Annotated in this window: 13 protein-coding genes; 7 read left to right on the top strand and 6 right to left on the bottom strand. The window is 70.1% G+C overall.

The window, feature by feature from the left end; all coding sequences use genetic code 11:
- Window positions 1-48: 48 nt before the first annotated feature.
- Window positions 49-2,163: an ATP-binding protein gene (locus tag YWM_RS0120520; RefSeq protein ID WP_028852263.1), complete on the bottom strand. Its 2,115-nt coding sequence runs from the start codon at window positions 2,161-2,163 to the stop codon at window positions 49-51.
- Between the two features lie 330 nt (window positions 2,164-2,493).
- On the opposite strand from YWM_RS0120520, the gene YWM_RS0120515 reads away from it, so the two are divergent.
- The 5 genes from YWM_RS0120515 to YWM_RS0120495 all read left to right on the top strand — a co-directional run bounded on the left by YWM_RS0120515 (window position 2,494) and on the right by YWM_RS0120495 (window position 6,363).
- Window positions 2,494-2,817 carry a hypothetical protein gene (locus YWM_RS0120515; RefSeq protein ID WP_028852262.1) on the top strand — a complete coding sequence of 108 codons (324 nt, stop codon included), beginning with the start codon at window positions 2,494-2,496 and terminating at the stop codon, window positions 2,815-2,817.
- Window positions 2,818-3,121: 304 nt separating this feature from the next.
- Window positions 3,122-3,766: a helix-turn-helix transcriptional regulator gene (locus tag YWM_RS26995; RefSeq protein ID WP_043662065.1), complete on the top strand. Its 645-nt coding sequence runs from the start codon at window positions 3,122-3,124 to the stop codon at window positions 3,764-3,766.
- Between the two features lie 503 nt (window positions 3,767-4,269).
- Window positions 4,270-4,782, top strand: a complete 513-nt coding sequence (locus tag YWM_RS24825; protein ID WP_043662064.1) for a sigma-70 family RNA polymerase sigma factor — start codon at window positions 4,270-4,272, stop codon at window positions 4,780-4,782.
- A gap of 406 nt (window positions 4,783-5,188) precedes the next feature.
- Entirely contained in the window at window positions 5,189-5,974 is a 786-nt protein-coding gene (locus YWM_RS26990; protein WP_052345339.1) for a M23 family metallopeptidase, read from the top strand.
- 71 nt (window positions 5,975-6,045) lie between these two features.
- Window positions 6,046-6,363: a hypothetical protein gene (locus tag YWM_RS0120495; protein WP_156914871.1), complete on the top strand. Its 318-nt coding sequence runs from the start codon at window positions 6,046-6,048 to the stop codon at window positions 6,361-6,363.
- Between the two features lie 474 nt (window positions 6,364-6,837).
- On the opposite strand, the gene YWM_RS0120490 is transcribed toward YWM_RS0120495, so the two are convergent.
- On the bottom strand, window positions 6,838-7,338 hold the full coding sequence (locus YWM_RS0120490; RefSeq protein WP_028852259.1) for a hypothetical protein: 501 nt from the start codon (window positions 7,336-7,338) through the stop codon (window positions 6,838-6,840).
- A 336-nt stretch (window positions 7,339-7,674) separates the two neighbouring features.
- Here YWM_RS0120490 and YWM_RS0120485 point away from each other — a divergent pair, with 336 nt between their 5' ends.
- On the top strand, window positions 7,675-8,226 hold the full coding sequence (locus tag YWM_RS0120485) for a histidine kinase (protein ID WP_028852258.1): 552 nt from the start codon (window positions 7,675-7,677) through the stop codon (window positions 8,224-8,226).
- Between the two features lie 123 nt (window positions 8,227-8,349).
- Complete coding sequence (locus YWM_RS0120480; protein ID WP_028852257.1) at window positions 8,350-9,162, top strand: LLM class flavin-dependent oxidoreductase; 813 nt, start codon at window positions 8,350-8,352, stop codon at window positions 9,160-9,162.
- Window positions 9,163-9,172: 10 nt separating this feature from the next.
- On the opposite strand, the gene YWM_RS0120475 is transcribed toward YWM_RS0120480, so the two are convergent.
- The 4 genes from YWM_RS0120475 to YWM_RS26520 form a co-directional block, all read right to left on the bottom strand.
- Window positions 9,173-12,205 (bottom strand): AAA family ATPase, encoded by a 3,033-nt coding sequence (locus tag YWM_RS0120475; protein WP_052345338.1) that lies wholly within the window; start codon window positions 12,203-12,205, stop codon window positions 9,173-9,175.
- Entirely contained in the window at window positions 12,202-13,041 is an 840-nt protein-coding gene (locus YWM_RS25435; RefSeq protein WP_156914870.1) for a hypothetical protein, read from the bottom strand. The genes YWM_RS0120475 and YWM_RS25435 overlap by 4 nt, the downstream gene beginning before the upstream one ends.
- Window positions 13,042-13,052: 11 nt before the next feature.
- Window positions 13,053-16,181, bottom strand: a complete 3,129-nt coding sequence (locus YWM_RS26320; protein ID WP_028852255.1) for a hypothetical protein — start codon at window positions 16,179-16,181, stop codon at window positions 13,053-13,055.
- A gap of 108 nt (window positions 16,182-16,289) precedes the next feature.
- On the bottom strand, window positions 16,290-21,266 hold the full coding sequence (locus YWM_RS26520) for a hypothetical protein (protein WP_211232540.1): 4,977 nt from the start codon (window positions 21,264-21,266) through the stop codon (window positions 16,290-16,292).
- Window positions 21,267-21,294 lie beyond the last annotated feature (28 nt).

The raw sequence follows: 21,294 nt of genomic DNA, 5'->3' as shown, positions 1-21,294 counted from the left end.
CCGAGACACCTCCTGACATCACGACCACGAGTGGGCGGTGGAAAAGGTTCACCGAGCGCGCATCGGAGACTCCGCGCCGTGGTCGCGGCGGCGCGAAGATCGCAGCATCGGCGGCTCCACCGATCCGTCCACTCCGACCGGACCAGGCCACGGCGGCAGCAGCAACCTGGCCAGGGCGGCGAGCATCGCGGCACGCTGAGCGGCGGTCACCAGCGGCTGTCGCACCGCTCGCCGCAACAGCTCGGTCGCCGTCGCGGGGGCCGCCTCGCTCAGCTGAGCGACCGAGGCGAGCACCCACTCCGGTACCCACTCCGCCTGCAACGCCCCGGACGTCTGCAGCAGGAGCTCACCGACCACCTCCACCGCGATGCCGGCCTCGGCGAGCCTCGCGGCCAGCTGCTGCCGCACCAGGGTGCGGATGCTCGACGGGGTCTTCTGCTCATAGGCTTCGCGAACCAGTGGGATCCGGAAGCCGATGCGCTCGCCGTCGCGGACGAGCACCCCGGACGTCGTTGCTTGGTCAATCGCCTCTCTGAGGCTGTCGCCGTGCTGGTCCATCGCAACCGCTACCGCGTCCACCGGCACCGATCCGCCGAGTAGGGCGACGGTCGTCAGCACCCGCTGAGTCCGCCGGGACAGCGACACGTGCTGGGCGGAGACCAATTCGCGCAGCTCGTCCTCCCTGAACTGGGGCAGGCAGTCCAGCAAGAAGCGGGCATAGGCCGGATTGCCACCGGATCGCTCGTCCAGCGACATCACGTGCTCACTTGTCGGTGCGTGGCCGAGCGTCGACTCCGCAAGCGCGCGCAGCTCGTCCGCGGTCAGCGGGGCGAGGGTCAGCACCTCGCCGTCGAGAGCGATGTCGTCCACCACGCGCTGAAACTCGTCACTGCGGGGGTGCGGCCGCGCGGCGACGATCAGCAACAGCGGCAGGTGTGCGGTGGCCCGGTGCAGGTCGCGCAGGATCGTCACGATGTGGTCGCGCGCGCAGTGGAAGTCGTCGGCCACGATCACGGTCGGCGACCTTGTCGCGAACGCGGTCAGGGCGGCCGTGCAGCGGTCGAGCTGGTTCACCCCGTCGACGCTTCCGGGCGGTTCATGGCCGAGGGGCGTACCGTGCACCAGCTCGACCGAGGTCATCGCCGCCAGCTCGTCGGTGGTCGACCACAGCACCGTGACGTCGGCGGCACGAGCAGCAGCGATCACTTCGAGGAGGAGAGCGGTCTTGCCCGCGCCAGATTCTCCCTCGATCAGCAGGCTGCCGCCGCGCCCGCCGGTCAGGTCCTTCAGTGCCCGGTCGACGACGTCGAGTTCGGTGCGGCGGCCGACGAACGGTACTGCCCGCGGGGGCAACTGCGGCGCATCCGCGCCCCACCGATGAGCCTGCCGCGGCGCGTCCGGCCGGCCCGACCGGATCCGCTCGTAGAGCAGAGTCAGGGCGGGGCCGGGCTCGATACCCGTCGCGTCGACGATCGCCTGGCGCGCCTGGTGATAGGCGTGCAGCGCCTCGTCCGTCCGACCGTCCTGCCACAACGCCTGCATCAACAACCGGTGCAGGTTCTCCCGCAGCGGGTATTCGCGGGCGCGTTCGGCCAGCTCGGCGGCCACCTCGGCGTGCTCGCCATCGGCCAGCCGGAGCTCGGCGAGCCGCTCGACGGCGTTGAGCCACTGCTCGATCAACCGTGCTCGATGGGTGGCCGCGGCGGGACCCGGCACGTCGGCCAGGGGCGCGTTCTGCCAGATCGCCAGCGCGTTTCGCAGGGCCTCGCGTTCGCCGGCGAGATCGTGTTCGTAGTGACAGCCTTCGGCCTCGCCGAGGAGGTCGGCGAAGCGGATGACGTCGATGCGGTCGGGTGGGATGTTCAGGCAGTAACCCGCTCGAGTCGCGGTCAGGATCGGTTCACCGGAGGGCGTGGACATTGCGCCGAGCACTCGACGCAAGGCCGAGATGTGCGTGTAGACGCTGCCTGCCACCTTCGCCGGTGGATCGTCGCCCCAGACCGCGGCGATGAGTTCATCACGGGGCACGAGGCGACCCGGATTCATGGCGAGGGCCGCGAACACCGCCCGTCGCCGCGCCGGACCCACCACGACGCCCTTGTCGTTCATCATCACGCGCGGCGTGCCGAAGAGCCTCACCTGGCATTCGTCGGCAGCGTCCATCGACAGTCATCCCCTAGCTCGGGTTCGCCGCCCCGGCGGCGCACACACCGTCTCGTCGGGCAGCCAGAAGTGCAGGTCAGAATATGCCGACTTCATGTGGACTGCAACCTACTTTGTATGTACTTGTTTGGGTTAGCGTGGGTTTGTCTCACGCGTCGAGATCTCCGGTGTCTTACGGGCAGCGCGTTCGCGTAGTCGGGCAGCCCTGCTACTCACGCGTAGCGGCCCCGGCGAACCGCCTGGTTGACTAGGCGGACAGCCCGCGAGACGCACTCGGAGACCACAGTGGATGAGGCAGCACAGGCATGGACCGGTGATGCTCTGCATCGGATGGCCGCCGACGGCAGGGTCGTCCTGACCGACCGGGAGCTCGCCACCGTGCTCGCCGGCATCGAGCGGACCCTGGCCACAGTGCACGGCTACCTCGACGATCTACACCATGCACGCACGATCGGCCCGCAAGCGTTCACTGAAGGACGGCTCGATCAGAAAATCATCGATCTGTGCGTCTCGGAGATGGCCCAGCCCGGCCAGCTCGCCCATGCGCTCGACGAGCTGGCCAAGTTCGCGGCCGCATTCCGGCTCATCGCGACGACGTCCACCGAGGGCAAGGGCCACTGTACGACTCACTGCGACACGTCGACCGAGGCGTGAGGGCTCGCTCTCGGCTGATCCCGACGGCGCCGGTCGAGACACGCGGCTCGCCGGCCCGGCTCGCACCGCCACTCGGCTCGCGCCCCGCCGACCCGGCCAAGCCTGGGCCCTCGCCCCCGATCGGACACGCCCCCACACACCACCAACGCTTTCACCAACACGCCCCCACACGCCACCAAACAGCCCCATATCGTGGGCGTTGAGATTTGCTGAAGCGGCGTCACTCATCCTGCTGAGGTCAACGGGTCTGTCGCATCACGCGGCGGACCGCGTCCACAGCCAGGCTTCGGACAGCGGAGGCACCGTGAACGACGAATCGACGGAAACCCCGGTCCGGGTGACCATCTGCGCACCCGACCCGATCACGGAAGCGGGACTGACCAACCAGGTCACCAGCCAGGACTCGTTGCGGCTGGTTCCGTGGTCCGGACGGGCAGGCGCCGACGTGCTGGTGTTCTGCGCGGGCGATCTGGCCGCCGAACGGGGTATTCCCACGCTGCGGCGGCTGGCGTCGGAAGTCGCCAAGCCCGTCGTTCTGGTGGTCGACAAGATCGAGGAAGCGGACCTGATGTCCGCGGTCGCCTGTCGAGTCGTCGCGGTCCTCCCCCGAGTGGCCACCACTGGGGAGCGACTTGCCCACGCGGTCCGCACGGCAGCGGCCGGCGGCGGGATGCTGCCGCCGCACATGCTCGGCGACCTGCTCAAGCACCTGGAGCACCTGCAGCGCGAAGTGCTCGACCCGATCGGCGCCAACAGCGCCGGGCTGACCACCCGGGAGATCGAAGTGCTCCGCCTGATGGCCGACGGCTACGACACCGCGCAGATCGCGGAGAAGATGTGCTACTCCGAGCGGAGCGTCAAGCACATCATCCAGGGCGTGACCCAGCGGCTGAACCTCCGCAATCGTCCGCACGCCGTGGCTTACGCGGTGCGCGCCGGCCTGATCTGAGCCACGGCCGCCACGGGCCTCCGTGGCCCGGGAACAAGCACGGATACCGCGCCCGCGCCGCCACTGACCCTGTCGACCGTCGGCGGACCAGGATCGCACCCCGCGGCTTGGTAAACGTGACACCAACCCCCGAAACAATGTCGGCCACGAAATTGTAACGGCCGAGAAACAAGTTCTGCCAATTCACCGTTCTCGCTCTTCCGAGGCGACGGCGGGCCGGGCGCATCCCCGGCCCGCCGTCGCCTTTTCGACATGATTTCACGTCCTCCCCGGCAGCCGTCCGCTCCACCCGGACGTGCAGGTAGACGGCACTTTTTTCAGTGACTGGCGAGTAATGGGGGCTACCCCTACCCACGACCTCGGGCCAGCCCCGGGAAATGGCGGGTCCGCACCCGACGAACGGAGGGACAGACCGCACGACGGCCCCCAAGAAATGGACCACCATCTATTTCCAGCTGGCGGAAACGTTCCCCTGCAAACGACATCCGAAAGGCTTTCAACAAATGACCGGCACCGATATCAACCAGGTGATCACCGAGCACGGCCCGGCCCTGCTCGCCTACGCCATCCGGCTCACCGGCGACCGGCATCTCGCCGAGGACGTGCTGCAGGAGACCTGGCTGCGCGCGTGGAAGAACGCCGACCGGCTCACCGAGGACCTCGGTTCCATCCGCGGCTGGCTGCGCCGCATCGCCCACAACGTGGCGGTCGACCTGCACCGCAGCCGCAAAGCGCGGCCGACCGAGGTCAACTTGTCCGACCCGATGCTGCACAATGCCGCGACGGTGGCCGACCCGACCGACTTGATCAACACCCGCATCGACCTGAACGAGGCACTCGAGACGTTGTCCCCGTCGCACCGCACCACCGTGCGCCAGGTGTACTTCGAGGACAACACGACCGCCACCACCGCCTCCGTGCTCGGCATTCCGGCAGGCACGGTCAAGAGTCGAATTCACAATGCCCTGAACAATTTGCGCACGGTACTGAGCCCCACTACTCAGCAGGCCGCCTGAGCATCAGGAATCAACCCTCCTCACCATCGCAACGCTGCACTTTTCTCCCGTTTCAGCAATCCAATCGCCGCAGGACCTGATCACCCCGGGTCACTGCGGCGGATTGCTTTACAGAGAAATGCATCATCCGTCGTCAGCAGCCGGCCCAGCACCACCATCTGCGCAATTCACCCACATCGGTGAGATTGGCCGCTGCAACCAACTCCGTGCGCTGCTCAGAAGCGTGCTGGCATCTCGGTGCCAGCCGGTTCCACGGCCCAAATGGGCCGCTTACTCTCGCTCATTCGTCGAGAACTGAACCGCGTCGCGAGCAGGCCTCGTGTTGTGCCCGAGGCACATTTGCCGCCACGGCAGGCACATCACGAGTCCGCCAGGGGCAGTGACAGTGGCTGGTGTCACGGAAAGGATGGCTGCCATTTCTCCGTTTCGCCGAACGTTCGTCACCACGCTCGTCGGTGCCGCGGTGATCTGCGCTCCACTGGCTTTCACCGACGACACCGACGACGGGAGCGAACTCGCATCCCCGGGGGCCCTCTCCCCTTTCGACACGGTCGACGACTTCGTGCCGGTGGGTGCCACCGCCTTGACCTCGATACCGAGCGAGCATTCGATCGGGCTCGCCACCGGCGCGTTGTGGACCGACGACGCTGCTGTGCCTCATGTCGCGCGCGGTAGTGCCTCGTCGATGTCTGCGACCGTTGGTTCGGACACCGGCAGGCCGGAGTGGCTGCCGGACACCAGTTCGGACGATCGCCCGACGGCCGTTCGCGGTAGCGCCGCGACGAAGGTGCGCCAAGCGCGTAGACCGAGATTCGTTCTGCCCGCCCATGGCACGCTGACCTCCGGCTTCGGCCCGCGGTGGGGCACCATGCACCGCGGCATCGACATCGCCAATGCGACCGGAACGCCGATCCGGGCGGTCGCCGACGGCACCGTCATCGAGGCCGGTCCGGCCGGCGGCTTCGGCCTCTGGGTTCGGATCCGGCACGACGACGGCACGGTCACGGTGTACGGCCACATGTGGGAGTACTCGGTGCATGCGGGTCAGCGCGTGCACGCGGGCCAGCAGATCGCCACCGTCGGCTCCAACGGCCACTCCACCGGGCCACACCTGCATTTCGAGGTCTGGATCAACGGCGCCGCGGTCGACCCGCTGGCCTGGTTGCGGGGCCGCGGGATCTCGATCGGGTGATCGATGAACTCCACGACCGATCGCATCCGTGCAGGTAACGAACGAGCCATCGAGCTACCGAGGTGATTGCCGTGGAAAACCGTGAACTGTGGGTCCTGTACCAGCACTCCCCTGTTTACGGCGCGCCCACGGCGCCGGTCGCCGTGGTCGGCATCGACGAGCACGACGACGGCGTGGACACTCACGTGGAGTGGCTGACCGAGGAGCCGACCGGTACCTGGCCGGAACGTCTGGCCAGGGTCGAGTCCGACGACCTGCCGATGCTGCTGGGAATCTGGCAGCACGACACCAAGGCGCTGGCCGTGCCCGTCACCGACATGATCAACGCGCCCGATCTGGCCAGCGCGGTGCGCGCGCACCGGGCCGAACTGGTCGCCACCGCGGCCTGAGCCGGCGACTCGGTCGGTTGGCTCACCGGCGACCAGCCGCCACCGCCGCAACACCCGCCACCGCTGTCCATCGGCCATCCACCGGACCCACCACCTCTGTCCACCGGCCGCCACCGATCCACCAGACCCACCACCGGTTTCCACCGCCACCAGACCCACCACCGGTTTCCACCGCCACCAGACCCACCACCGGTTTCCACCGCCCGGTCTTTCCCCGGTCGGGAAGTACGGCACCCACTTCCCCCGCACCACGGAAACAAGAGGCCTCCGATCGTGCCGGTCGGAGGCCTCTTGCTCTTCCTGCAAGATGGCGACTGTCCCGCGAACCTTCGTCGACGACGCCGCACGCTCGGTAGACAACCGTCGCGCCATCTCGGCGATCAAGCGCTGCCGTGCTCGCGTTCGACGCGGGATCGGCAAATGGCGTGATCATCTCTGCCGACGACCGTCCACGACGTAGTCGTTCACCGCCGCTCAGTCGTTCCAGACGTCGTCGAGCTCGTAATCCGCCACACCGGACGTCGTCCAGCCGGTCGGTGTCGCGGGGTACGCAACCGGGTCGACCGAAGGGGCAGCCTGGCTGATCGGCGCCAAGGCAGGGAACTCGTCAGCGTCCGAGCTGACGAGCGGCACCGCAGCGCACGTGTCCACGGATACGCCCGCCGATGCCGGCGCGCACGTCTGAGTGGGAGGCGACGCGGGGGACGACTGCGTCGACGTCGTCTGAGGCAGGGCGTCCGGGCCTTCCATGTAGTACCCGGCGGCGACCTCGTGGCCGTCCGGCCATCGCCGCACCGTCACTTCGGTGATCACGCCGTCCGGTCCGATGTCCGCGCGAACGTGCTCGACGAACTTGCGGGCCTCTGCCACATCCTCGGCGCTGTGGTGCCGCGCGAACTCCCGCAGGAGCTTCTCGTCCTCGGCCATGCGCCGCTGCATCTTCTCCCAGGCTTCCCAGCTCGAGTCGTTCGTCATGCCGCGCTCCCCGCATACTCTTCGTCACCCTCCCCACGGCGCGCGGATCCGATCCGGTTCACCGCCCACGGACGTGGGACAGGCCGGCGCCCGGGAGAAGAAACAGGACCCCGGCCCGGGGCCTGAGCTGCTGCGCCGCGCTCAGGTGCGCGGCGGGTCCGGTGGACGAGGCGCTACGACCGCGCAGGCTGACCAGGGCTCGCGAGAGGGCCCGTGCGCGGTACGCCGCCGGTCGAGCCAACTCCCCCGCCTCGCCCGTACGGACGCAGGGCTGCCCCCCAGGAACGCAGGGATGGCCCCCTTGAGTACGCGCACACAAGTCGCCAATCTTGTGCGGTGACGGGTTACGCACTCTTGTTCTCCACCAAGGACGGGCGCGGGCCACGGCTGCTGCGCGTGCCTGGGCCGGGCATGGCGGCGTTCCGGTACGACCTCGAGCGCACCCTGCACGACAGGGTCGCCGTCGGGGTGTCGGCGATGGCAGCGCAACTCGACCTGGTGTCGGTGGCGTCGAAGGACGCGGCGCTCGACGCGAAGATCGACGCGGTGCGGGAAACCCTGTGCCAGGTGGTCGACGATGTGCGCGAGGTCGGCAGGAGCATCTACCCACCCGTCCTCGGCGGCGCCTGCTTGGGTTCCGCGCTGGTCGCCGTCGCCGATCACCGCAATCTCCGGCTGCGGCTGGACCTCCCGTCACACGAGTTGAGCGCCGACATCCGAGCCCGGGTCGGTCTGCTCGTCAGTGATCACCTGAATTCGCTGCCTCCGGACACCGTGGTTCAGGTGCGCGTACGGGGCCGATCGGTGGTGCGCGTGCTGATCACCGAAAACCCCCATCGCGGCGTCTTGCGGCGGCGTCCATTGCTGGCGGCCCTGCTGTACGGGTAGCCGAAGATCGAACGTTGCTCCGCGCGCGGCTGGTGCGGGCCCGCCGGATCGCACGGCCAAGCCCACCCGGCACGAGATGCGCGGCCGCGGAATAGGCGGCCGCACGGGGAAGTTGTGCGACTCGTGAGTCTTGAGATCGGCGTCGTCCTTCCTACGTCCACCCCCGACCCTGCGCGTCCGATCCTCGGCGACGTGCGGGCGAGTGCCCGGTTCGCCGAAGAGCTGGAACTCGGCTCGGTGTGGTCGACCGACCATCTGATCGCAAGTGCCCCAATCCTGGACAGCACCGTGGTGCTGTCCACCGCCGCCGCGGTCACCGAGCGGATCACCGTCGGCTACGCCGTGATGCTGCTGGCACTACGACCCGTGGCATGGGCGGCGAAGCAGATCAGCACATTGCAGTACGTCTCGGGCGGGCGCGTCGTGCTCGGCGTCGGGACCGGCAACCCTGCCCACGGCGACATCGGCTGGCGGGCCGCCGGGGTTCCGTTCCGCGAGCGCGGGGCCCGCACCGATCGAGCGCTCGAGGTCCTGTCCGACCTGGTCGAAGGCAGAACCGCCCAGATCGACGACAGCGAAGTGACGCTCGCGCCCGGTGCGCCGATGCCGCCGGTGATCGTCGCAGGCGATGCGGCGGCCGCGCTGCGCCGTGCCGCGGCTTACGGCGACGGCTGGGCGTGCGTCGGACTGAGTCCCGACGCGGTCGCAGCGCGACTCGAAGAGCTTGCTGCGCTCGCGGCGGACCATCAGCGCCCCGCACCCGCAGTGACCGTGGTCGCACCCGCGTTGAGCGAAGACCTCGGCGAGGCCGTCGAGACCCTGGCGGCCTACCACGAGGCGGGCGCGGAACGGGTGATTCTGGCTCCCACCGAACATGGTTGGCAGCGGGACTACGAGCACGCCGCCGCCCTGCGCAGCGCGATGGCGGGCGGCTAACCGGCGAACGTCAGGACATCGACTCCTTCTTCGACCCGGCGACATGGCTCGGCGTGATCGGCGCCGGGATGTCCTGCGGCAGCAGCACGCACAAGTCGTCGATCGTGGGGTCCTTGATCTGTCGCGTGCGCCGGGCGTGCCGGGTGATCGCGGCGTCCAGCAGCTGCCTGGCGTACCGTCCGTTGCCGAACGACTCGCCGCGGTGCACCGACACCAGGTGCTTGCGCAACGCCGCCACGGTCGGTCCGGTGCACTCGTAGCCTGCCTTCGTGGCGTGCTGCGTGACGATGGTGACCAGCTCGTCCGGCGTGTAGTTGGCGAACCGGATGCGGTGCGAGAAGCGCGACGCCAGACCGGGGTTGGCGGCCAGGAACCCGGCCATCTCGCCCTCGTACCCGGCGGCGATGACCACGACCTCGTCGCGGTGGTCCTCCATCAGCTTCACCAGCGTGTCGATCGCCTCCCGGCCGAAGTCCGGTCCGCTGCCACCCTTGCCCGACGACAGCGTGTACGCCTCGTCGATGAACAGCACACCGCCGCGGGCCCGGTCGAACGCCTCGGTGGTCCGGCGCGCGGTGTGGCCCACGTACTCGCCGACCAGGTCGGCCCGCGCCACCTCGGTGACCTGCCCCTGTGCCAGCACCCCCATCGCGGCCAGCAACGAGCCGTAGAGCCGGGCCACCGTCGTCTTGCCGGTACCCGGCGGGCCGGCGAAGATCAGGTGCCTGCTCAGCGACGGCGCGGGCAGCCCCATCTCCTGCCGCCTGCGCGACGAAGCCAGCAGGTCGATCATGGCGGCGACCTCGGCCTTGACCTCCTCGAGGCCGACCAGCCCGCGCAGTGTCTCCAGCAGTTGCTCGACCCGCTCCTCGTCCATCCGGCCGGCACCCGCGCCGACCGACGAACCGGGCAGCGGCGCGATGTCCTCCGGCAGCAGTCTGGTGAGCGCCACCGCGTCGGCGTCGGGGTCCTCGGCCAGCCGGTAGGCCTGTCTGCCGAGCATCTCCTCGAAAACCTTCCTGGCCGTACGGCCGTTGCCGAACGACGCGTCGCGGGGCAACGCGGTGAAGTACGAGTGCAGCTCCGCCCTGGTCTCGTACTCCAGCCGGTAGTCGTGCTTGCGGCACATGCCTTCCACGATGGTCACCAGCTCGGACGAGGAGTAGTCGGGGAACTCGATGGTGCGGGAGAACCGCGACGACAATCCGGGGTTCGCGGCGAGGAACTGACGCATCTCGTTGGTGTAGCCGGCGACGATGACCACGACCTCGTCGCGGTGGTCCTCCATCAGCTTCACCAGCGTGTCGATCGCCTCTTGACCGAAGTCCGGCCCGCCGCCGCCGTTGTTGCCCGCCGACAGCGAGTAGGCCTCGTCGATGAACAGCACACCGCCGATGGCCTTGTTGAACGCCTCGGTGGTCTTGATGGCGGTGCCGCCGACCACCGCCGCGACCAGATCCGGCCGCGCGACCTCGACCAGCTGGCCGGTGCTCAGCACGCCGAGGGCAGCCAGGATGCGCCCGTACAGCCGCGCCACCGTCGTCTTCCCGGTACCCGGCGAACCCGCGAACACCAGATGCCTGCTCATCGGCGGCGACGGCAGGCCGGCGGCCGCTCGCCGCTCGGACATCTGGATGAGCCGGACCAGCGTCTCGACCTCGCGCTTCACGCTGTCCAGCCCGACAAGGGACGACAACTCCTCCAGCAGCGCCGACACCTCGTCGTTGTCCCAGTTGCCGCGCGAACCGGGCTTCGCTGAACCCGCGTCGTCCTTCGGCCGGGCCGGGCGCCGGGACGGGCCGGCGTCTTGGCGGACGCTCTCGTCGACGTCGACCTCACCGTCGGTCTCCACGACGATCCCGTCCTGCACGTTGTCCCGCACCCGGCAGGCGACGATGAACCCGCTGGACTGCTCGCGCCAGAGCACACCCGTCTGGCACTCGCGCACCTCGCCGCCCTCGATCTCCATGCGGGCCTGACCGGTCGCCGTCATCCCGGCGCCTGCGGTACCGATGACGAAGCAGTCGGACGCCGACAGCTTGGCGTGCCGGTCCACCACGATGCCGTTGCTCGCACCACCGGCGATCTCGCACCCAGCCATCTGCAGCAACCCGTTCGCCGAGGCCACCACGGCGTCGTGCTGGGTTCCGGTGATCACGCACTCGGCCATGTCCACCGACGAGCCGTCGAGCACCTGCACCGCATGGCCGCGCGCGTTGTCCACCGATACCCGGTTGAGTTCGGCCGACGCGCCCTTGACCACGACGATGGCCTGCGCCGTGGTGTCCCGGATCCGGCACTCGGTGAGCATCGGCCGGGACTTCTCCGCCACCAGCAGGGCGACACCGTCCACATTGGACACATCGGTGTCGGTGACGGTGAGTTCGCTGTTGTCCTCGACGACGATCGCCGACCCCTTGATGTCGGTGATCCGGCACCGGTGCACCTCGCCACGACCGTGGTCGGCGGCGAGGATCGCGCTCTGCGCGTCGCTGATCACGCAGTCCACCATCGTCGGCTGCCCACCGGAGCGCGTCACCAGCGCGGTCGTCGAAATGGACGTCACCGTGCAGCCGGACAGCTCCGCGCGCCCCGACTCGTACACCAGCACACCCGCGCCGCCCGCGTTGCGGATGGTGCAGCCGCGCGCGATCAGTGCGGCCTCCTTGCGCGCGATGATCGCCACCTCGGAGTCGGCCGAGATGACGCACTCCTCGAGGCTGAGCACACGGCCGCGCGGGTCGACCGCGATCTCACCCTGCGAGTGGATGAACTCGATTCCGGACACCTCGGCGTGCTCCACCGTGGAGGTCAGCACCGGTTTGCCCTTGGCCTCCACCCGGACCTCGCCGGGCGCCCCCGAACCGGACAACGAGATCTGCCGGTCGATGACGATCGACTCCTGGTACAGCCCCGGCCGGACCGCGACGATGTCGCCTTCCTGCGCGGCGCTGATGGCATCGCTGATGGTGCGGTAGCAATCGGGATCCGTCGGCGAGACACCCAGCACCGAACGAACGCCCGTGGGTCGGGTGGTGATCACGCGGCAACTCCTCCGATAGGTGACAGCGCGGCACGCACGTAGTACCGCGCGAGCGGGGTCAGGCGCCCGGCGGCCCTGTTCGCCTTGGCGTGTGCCTCCAGGGCCGGGTCGGGGGCGACCTGGTGACGGTCCAGGTAGTAGACGGTGGCGGCGGACCACACCCACGTGCCGTCGCTGAGCAGGTCGGCGGGAACGGCGTCGGGCACACCGGCGATGACGTCGGGCAGCCGATTCGTCGCGGTCAGCACGACCTCGCCCGCCTTCAGGTAGTCGAGCAGCTGTTGCCGCACCTCCGGGTCGACGACGAGCTCACGACCGGCGCCGAACCACGGGCCGCCGGGATCGGCGCCGTCGAAGCTGCGGGCGACGCTGATGCTCGGCACCGGGTCACGCGCCCACAGCAGGTCCGAGGCGAGCAAGGCGTCCTCGTGGTAGCGCGGCAGCGAGGCATCGGCGGCGAAGACCTCGACCCTGGGTGACTCCTCCACGTCGGACAGCACGCGTTGTGCGCGGTCGGTCACCGCGGCCGGGTCGGCGTTCGCACCGACCTGCACCAGATACACCCGGTCGGCGCCCATCCGCATGGTCGCCCAGCACGCCTCGGTGCCGGCCATCGCCGAGACCGCGCCGACCACCGCGTGGTCGGCGGCCTCGTGGCCGCGCAGCTCGGGGAAGAACCGGAACCGCCGCGGCGTGTCGGCGATCCGGGTGTCGATCGCTGCGCGTAACTCGGCCAACCGATCCAGGTCGCCCTCGGCCAGTACCTCGCGCGCTGTCGCGAGCCACCCGTCGGGAACCTGACCGGCGAGTGCCAGCAGCTCGTCATGGTGACTCATCGGCACCTCCATCACGCCCCGGAGACGATGTGGAACCACGGCCTGACCTCGGGCCCCTCGGGGGTGGCGGCCGCCACGGTGCGGGCCGTGGCGGCCGCCTGCAGCCGGGTCAGGGCCGCGTCGTGCGCGGCGCCTTCCTCGGCGAGCAACAACCGCTGGACCGGGGACGACTCGACGGCGAGGACCCGCAACCGGGTGTGCCCGGTCAGCACGACGTCGTCGGGGTGGGCGCCGTCGCCGTTCTTGGTCGAACGCACTTCGTCGAGCAGGCCGTCGAGGCGGCGCCCGGACGTCGTCCAGATCAGCGCCTCGGGACCGCCCGGCGGTGGCGCGACCGCCACCGGGGACGTCAGTACCGGGGCAGGCACCCGCACGATCATTTCGGGTTGCAGGTACAGGTTCGTGGGGATGCTGCGCACCACGACCGCCCGCGCGGTCGGCAGCCTGCGCAGGCCGCTGGCCAGGCACACGTAGAAGTCGTTGTCGTACGAACCCGCCGGGTTGTCGGCGAACACCCGCACCACGGACAGCTCCGCGAGCACCGCGGCGTCGTCCTTCGCGCCGAACCGCAGCCCGGGACGCTCGGACAGCAGCCGGGTGACCGACCTGCTCGCGGAGTCGAAGACCGAGCCGAGCTTCTTCCGCACGCCGCGACGCTGCTCGTCCGTGCTGCGGACGCCTTCCGGCACCTCGATGGCGGCCGCCGGAGCCGGTCGGGCGAGCGTCTGCGATCGAGGAGCCTGCTTCGCCGGCCGCTGGGTGACCGCCGTGTTCCCGGTCCCGGTCTGCTCGGCGCGCGGCTTCGCTTCGGTGACGACTTTCGCCCGCTGGTCGGTGTGGTTCTGTCGATCGGCCTGGTGGGCGGTGTGCTTCTGTCGGTCCGCCTGCGGCTGCTGCTCGGTGTGCTTCCGTCGATCCGCCTGCGGCTGCTGCTCGGTGTGCTTCCGTCGATCCGCCTGCGCCTGCTGCTCGGTGTGCTTCCGTCGATCAGCTTGCGGCTGCTGCTCGACGCGGGTCGCAGCCGGCGGGGGCCGCAGTTGGGACACCGTCGCGAGAGTGGTCGGCAGCAGATCGGCCTCGGAGCCACGAGCAGCCACCGGCGCCGGTTTCTGAGTGGCCTGCGCGGACGTCGTGGTCACTGCAGCGGCTGTGGTGTTCGCTCCGGCATTCGGCGCACCGGAGACCACATCCCCTGCCGGCTTCTCCGGTGCCCGTGGGGCAGAACGGGCGGCGTGGGACGTCGGCGCCGGTACCGACGGTGTTGGCCTCGCCGGTGCGGCGGTTGGTGACTCCTGCGTCGCGGTGGCGACGCCGAGTCCGCCGGAGTGCGGGAGCGGAGTCGCCGATGCTGTCCGGGTGGCGACGGGCCCTTCCTTCGACGAGGCTGCGGGCGCTTGCGAAGGCTGCACAGGCTGCTGCGGCGTGGGTTCGGGCTGGGGTGCGGTGGCCGGGCCGGAGGGCGGAAGCTCGGCCACCGCGGCCGCGGGCCCGCTGTGCACCGGCGCCACGCCTGCAGGGGTGCGGTCGTCCCCACGTCGAAAGGACTGCGTGTCCGGGTGTCGCGGGGCACCTGCCCCTGGGTCCTGCCGTGGCCGGGGGGCGGGCGGCAGCATGCTGCCGGTCAGCACCGACCGCCGCACGATCGGCTGGGCGGGGAGGATCCGCCCGTCCACCGCCACGTAGACGGCACCCGTCGGCGTTTCGGGCCGGTCGGCGACCGAGGCAGACCTGGACGGCGTGGCCGAAGCGTCCGGCTGTGTTGTCGATGCGGGCCGGGACTGTGCGCCGTCGTCCGGAGTCACCTGCTGCGCCGGCTGCGGCACGGACGCGAGTGCCACCATCGGGGGCGGTGTCGTCGCCGGCATAGGTGCGCGCGTCGGCACAGGCCCGGGTTCTCCCGGCGGCGCGGGCTCGCGGTCAGCCGGCGGCACAGGCTCAGGTCCGCCCGACAACGCAGACTCGGGGTCGGCCGACAACGCGGGCTCAAGGTCGCCCGACAACGCAGACTCAAGTTCGCCCGACAACACAGGTTCGGGTTCGGCCGACCGCGCGGGCTCAAGTTCGCCCGACCGCGCAGGCTCAAGTTCGCCCGACGGCGCAGGCTCCCGATCCCCCGTCGGCGCGCCGGCTGGTGTCGGTGGTACCAGCCGCCACTGTGTGGCCGGGGACTGCGGCTGCGGCGCCGAGGTCTGCGGGCTCGCCGGTTGCGGCGCAACCGGCTGGGTCGGGTTCGCGGTGGGAAGAACGACACCCGACTCACCGCGGACGACGGCACCGGCGTGCTCACTCGCCGCGAGCGCGTCGGCGGCGATGTCGTCCACGGGGAGCAGGCGCAAGCACTGTCTCGTTCCTTCCGGCAGCTCGCGCAGCACGTCATCCAGGGCGATGACGACCTCGATGGGCACCCCGACGTCCTCGGCGGGCACGACGACGACGTCCGCGGTCGGGCCGGTCCCACCACCCCACGCGGGCATGGCGCGCACCGACTCCGGCCGCACCAGCAGCCCACGCGGCACCACGTCGACCCGCCAGCCGTCGAAGAGCCCGAACGACCCCGGCTCGACCTGCAGCAGCCCGGGCGGCGACGACCACCGCGTCAACCGGGGAGGACCGGCAGGCCGGTACACGCTCTCCTGGACGAAGGGCCGCCAACACTCCACACCGTCCTGGTCCACGAACACCAGCACGCCGTCGCTGGGGACACCGTGCACCGCTCGTACCGGGGCGGACAATGCCTCGGCAACCGCTCCAGCCGCCTGCGATCCCCCGTACCAGCACAGCACGGCGTCGTCCCGCACCCCGTCCGGCAACGCGCGCAGGACGTCGGCCACCGACCGCGGATCGGGTGGCTGTTCCCCCGGCGCGCCCAGCACGACGTACATCCGCTCCTTGTCCGGCGGCTCCTCGCACAGCTCGTCGTCGGACAGGTCCACTCCCCCGGGCTGTCGCAGCCACAGTCCGGCCGGGATCCGGAGAATCTGCAGCCCGGAGGCGTCCAGGTCGGGGATGTCGCTGTGCCAGTCCGGCTCGGGTCGGCCACCGGTCGGCGGCGCGGCGAGCTGGACCGACGTGCCGCCGGCTGCCGGCCGGCTCGGCGCCGGCGCCTGCCCTGTCCGGTTCGTGCTGCTCGTCTCGTCCACCGCGCCTCCTTCACCACCGCACACGGTGCTCGAGGCGGCAACGGTTCACGCTCGGACGGACCAGATCGAAAGCCCTGGTCACCCGGCCTGCGGCCCCGTGTACGACGGCTACGACGACGGCTCCGCCTGCGGACCGGGTATGACGAACACCGCCTCGGCGCCCTCCCCCGAGATCTTGCGCAGCAGCCCGGCGGCGGCGAGCGCGTTCAGCACCTCGGCGAGCACCTCGGCCGAGACGAACGGCATGCTGCCCACGACGTCCGCCACCCGGACGACGTCCCCGGGCTCGAACCCGGTTTCCAGCTGGGACCGGATCCTGGCGAACAGCTGGGCGGCCTGCGGTGACAACGGCGGCGCCAGCCCCATCTCGACCAGACCCGGTCCATCGGTGTAGACGTACACGGTGTCCCGCGCGGTCCTGGGCACGTTCCAAGTCGCGGGTGTCTCGCCCTGGTACTCCGGCGTCACCGTCCAGGTGGCCACCGCGACGACCAGGTACGGCAATGCCGCCCGTTCGTCCTCGCGGGCTGCCCGGTCGACCTTCGTGCTCACCACCGACGTGCGCTGCCAGCTGAGGCTGGGGCCGCTGAACCGGGCGTAGGCCGATCCTCGGTGGTGCACTCCGGCGATGTCCGGCACGAGCCGCGGGAACTCCGTGAGCGCCCCGGCCTCCAACCGTACGTCGCCCCGCAGCGACGGACCCGCCTTGACCTTGTCCTTGCCGGAAACGGTGGTCGACCCCTCGGTGGCGAACTCGCCCGGTTCGTCGCCCAGGGCCAGCACGGTGACGCTCTCCAGTGACGCGCGCAGTACCAGCGCCGACAGTGGGTTGGGTACGCCGTAGCCTGCGCTGTTGAAGCTGTCCAGGGCGAGACCGTCGATGCGATAGCCCCGCTCACTCATCGCCTCCGGCAGGTGCGCGGCGAGCGAGGTGGGCCGCGTGCCGATGTTGATCGCGTCCAGCGTCATGGTGGCCGCCTCAGGCACTGGCGTGGGCGTCCGCCCGGACGACTCGCCCGGCACCGTCCCCGCGACGATGTCCTGGACGACGAAGTGCACGTTGATCGAGTTCGCACGTACGTCCCGGTGGGTGGGCAGTGCTGCGACGGGCTCTCGTTGCGGTTGCCCGGGGCCGAGTTCACCGCTCGGCACCGTCGTCCGCACCGCGTTCGGGATGACGTCGAGTGCGAGGCGCTTGCTCGTAGCCGCGGGAGTGAGCCAGTCGACGGCGCCCAGGCTCAACACCCGCAGCACCCGCCTGGCGTGCGCGGTCTTCACGACCGTCAGCTCAAGGCCCAGTCCGTGCGAATAGACCACCTGCTCGCTCTCCGGGGTTTGGTACGACGTCGTGTCGCTGTCCTCGACCGACACCGACGCGTCATGCGACGCCTTGAGCTTGCCGACACCGCGGAGGATGGCACGGACCGATCCGACCGGACCGTCCGATGCGACACGGAGCGCGGTGCGGGAGACCACGCTCCTGGTGCGCGAGTCGCCGGAACCGGTGGTGGAGGTCTTGGTCGCGGTGATCTCGCGCGTGCTCGTCCATCCTTTCGTGGTGGTCAGGTACTGGCCCAGTTCCTGGGTGGCGCGCAACGTCAGCGCGACGGTGTACGCGCCAAGCGGCCCGACGACACGGGTGGACCACCTGATGCCCGGCCCGCCGAGCAGGTCCTCGTAGAACGACTCGAGCTCCCGCGGACCCAGCTCGGGGACGACACTGCGGTGCAACTCCTCCCCTGCCCGGCGTACGGAGTCGCTCTCGATCCAGCCGAGCAACGCCCGGCCGGTGAGGTAGTCGGCGAACCGCGACAGCACCGAACGCGGCACCGACTCCTCGGGCACCAGGCCGAGGAGGGACGGCAACGCGTCCAGCACGGCCGCCGCAACCTCGGGCCGGATCGACGGTGGCGTGTGTCCGTCGCGGTCGTGTGCGGGGACCGACCGCGCAGCGTGCCGCTCGTTGCGCTCTCCTGCGCTGGTCGGGACAGCCCCTTCGGCCAGCACCTGGCCGATGTCGGTGGCCGGGACGAGGATCCGCAGCGCGTTCTTGCGGTGCGACTCCCGGTTGTGCCAGCCGTCGTCACCCTGCCTGGTCACCGTCTGGTCCCTCGCCGCGTCTCGACCGCCACTGAGCACGGTGAGGTCGTAGGCGACCGGGTACACCAAGCCCTCGTAGGTGACCGTCACCGAGCGTTCGTGCTCGGCATCCTCCGAGCCCTCCTCCGTCACGGTCCAGCCGTCGGTATAGCCCAGGATCTGCCGATCGGTGTTCTGGGCCTGTGCGGCAGACGCCGCGTGGCTGAGACGTGTTCGCACGCCGTAGGTATCGCCCGTGCTCTTCTCGCTCCCGTGGCTGACGCGGCCACTGACCTGGTACGTCCAGGAAAGCTCCATCTTCTGTGCCTCACCGGCCAGCCGCGGGTTGCTCAGCGCGATGTGTGTCTTCACGTCGCCGATCCGTTCGCCCCCGCCGTCCGCGCCGGCGCGCTGGTAGACCGGTGTGCGGTGGGCGCCCGTCGTCGCCTTGGCGAGATTGACCGCGATCTCTTTCGCGCTGGCGTGCTCGTGGACCACGTGCCGGACGAACGGGCGTCCGGCCGCGGTCTCCCCGAGCCCGGCAAGCGCTGCGGCGGCCGTGCCGAGCGGCAGGTCGAGGCCGTGGACGACGAAGTGGTCCGGAAGGGATCCCGGGGTCCAGCCCTCCGGCCGTTTCGGGACGGTGCGGTGCACGGCTTCGAACGCTTCGTCAGCCTCCCGCGGGACGGGCGTCGGCGTGAAGTCGCCACCGGTGAACGTGGCGGCGCGGCCACCGTCCACGGTGCGGACGACAGGTCGGTCGGTGCCGTCGTACACGGTGATCTTGTAGTAGCTGACGACCCCGTCGTGTGCGCTGCTTCGGGACGCCTTCCAACCTTGTTCGTGTCCGGTTCCGCTGCCCGTTCCGATGCTGGTGGCCGTCTTGTCGATCTGGCCGGACATCTGAACGCGGACCATCCCGGCGAGCGACTCCGGCTCCCCGCCACGGACGCCGCCACCGCCGGTGACCGTGTAACCGCTCTTGACCTTGTCCTTGTGCTCGATCGACCGTTCGACGCCGAGCGAGCCCTTCAGCGTGACTCCCGGCAGCGCGGTGCCGGTGCCGGCACCGGCCTGCGCCGGCCGGTCGAACGTCCCGTACCGGTCGTTTCGCCGTCCCTCACCGCCGGGTTCGCGTACGGCTCGCACGACGACCTGCACGTACTCGGTGTTCTCGGCGGCTCGACTGTGCGTTTTCGACACGAGCAGCACAGACATGCCTGCGCCGTCGATGTCCGAGCTGCTCTTGGCCGCCGCCTGCGCCGAGAACAGCCTGCTGATCTTGGCTTCGTTGGCGGCTGCGTGCGGCGCGAACGGCTCGCCGTCCTCCGGCAGCACCCCCGCGGGCAGCGCTTCCCGGATCGCGGCCACGACACCGTTCAGGTTCGGGTACCGGGTCTGCCCGGTGAGAATCTTCGCCGGCGAGAACGTGTCGGCCGCCGCGGCATCGCCGCCGACCGGCTCGCCCTCCCCCACCCGGGCGCGCCAGCTGACGGCGCCCCCGCTCTGCCGGAACTCGCCACGCTCTTGCACACCGTCGTCGAACCGGATGCGCAGACCGTAGGTGAGGTCAGCGACCTCGCCCGCCAACTCACCCTTCGCCACCCAGGTCAGCTCGTTGGTCACTTCGCTGGTGCGCGTGCTGACCCGTTTACCCTGATCGATCCGCTTGCCCTGCACCGCCCCTGCGCCGCCGACCACGATCGGCACCACGTCGGCGTCGCCCCGGACACCTCCCGTGATGGTGGCCGGCTCGACATCCGTGGTGTCCACGGCGCGCCCCGTCGTGCGGCTTGCCTTGCTGGTGACCTTGCCCGCGGCCGGTGGGGTGTCCTCCGGTCTGCGCAGCTCGCGCGCTGCACCCTTGTCCACCCAGATGTCCACGATCGCGGTTCGGCTGCGACCCCACTGGTCGTGGAGCTCCACCACGTCGCTGACCGTGTGCCCGTCCAGGAGCTCGAGGCCGCGCTGCGACAGGGCATCCCCGCTGGTCATGGTGCGCAGGGCCGAGCGCACCGGGGAGCCGATCTCGTCGGCGATGCCACGGAAGTGCGGGTGCCGGTGCAGCAGCGCCTTGGCCCTGTCGAACAGTCCGTTGCCCGCGGTCAGCCGCACGGATGGCTGGCTGATCCCCGCCGTCTGCTCCGGCTCCGCGTCGTAGGCGCGAACGTCGCCCAGCTCGTCCGCGGTGCTCAGCACGGCACCGCCGGGCACGGTGCCGGACAGCTGGACAGGTTCGGCGTCGTTGCGCAGGAACGTCACTCGGTAGCGCAGGTCGTGGCGCGACGTCGTCCGGGCACCGTCCGGTTCGATCGACGTGGCGGCCGATTCCTTGCCGGTGCTGGAGATCTCCCAGCTCGTGCGCGGTGGCCGAAGGCCCTTGAACGCGACACGGGCGTACGCGCCGGCATTCTCGGTCGACAGCAGCTGCCGCCTGACGCCGATGCCGCTGTCACTTGCTTTGACGCCGGCGTACTTGTCGCTGTCCTTGCCGAACTTCCCCGAGCTGTTCTCGACCTTGTTGTCGGCATCGTCCGCTCTGGCTTTGCCCTTGCGGTCGCCGACCATGCCGTGCCTCGGGGTCGAGTCGTCCTCCACCCACAGCTGCACACTCAGCTCGACCGCTTCCTGACCACGGCCCGCAGCGACCGTCAACCGCTCCGGACCGGTCGCCGGGGTGAAGCTCGTTCGCAGTGCCGCGTCGGAGATTCCTGCCAGGATCTGCGCGCGGATGGGCTGCGGCGTACCTGCCGCCTCCATCGCCTGTTCGACCTCGGACCGCATCCCTGATGCGTCGATCTCGTCGACTCGGACGAGGTTCAGCGGCAGCAGTCGTCGCACCTGTTCGGTGCGGTCGCTCACCGGGGCGGGCCCGGGCTGTTCGCCGACGGACTCCGCAGCCTGCGGGACTGCTGCGTCGACGTCATCCGCCGCCGGGACGGTCTGCTCCGCCTCGCCCCACACCGGGCCGTCCACCTCGACCTCGCCCTGAGCAGAGGTAGCCACCTCGACGTCATCCGCGGCCGGGACGGTC

The sequence above is a fragment of the Thermocrispum municipale DSM 44069 genome, from assembly GCF_000427825.1.
GTDB classification, from domain to species: Bacteria; Actinomycetota; Actinomycetes; order Mycobacteriales; family Pseudonocardiaceae; genus Thermocrispum; species Thermocrispum municipale.
This window is presented reverse-complemented; position numbering and strand designations above follow the sequence as displayed.

Bases quoted from the DNA above. Each gene is read 5' to 3' on its own strand.
- YWM_RS0120520 (WP_028852263.1), bottom strand. From the start codon at position 2,163: ATGGACGCTGCCGACGAATGCCAGGTGAGGCTCTTCGGCACGCCGCGC.
- YWM_RS0120515 (WP_028852262.1), top strand. From the start codon at position 2,494: ATGGCCGCCGACGGCAGGGTCGTCCTGACCGACCGGGAGCTCGCCACC.
- YWM_RS24825 (WP_043662064.1), top strand. From the start codon at position 4,270: ATGACCGGCACCGATATCAACCAGGTGATCACCGAGCACGGCCCGGCC.
- YWM_RS26990 (WP_052345339.1), top strand. From the start codon at position 5,189: ATGGCTGCCATTTCTCCGTTTCGCCGAACGTTCGTCACCACGCTCGTC.
- YWM_RS0120490 (WP_028852259.1), bottom strand. From the start codon at position 7,338: ATGACGAACGACTCGAGCTGGGAAGCCTGGGAGAAGATGCAGCGGCGC.
- YWM_RS25435 (WP_156914870.1), bottom strand. From the start codon at position 13,041: ATGAGTCACCATGACGAGCTGCTGGCACTCGCCGGTCAGGTTCCCGAC.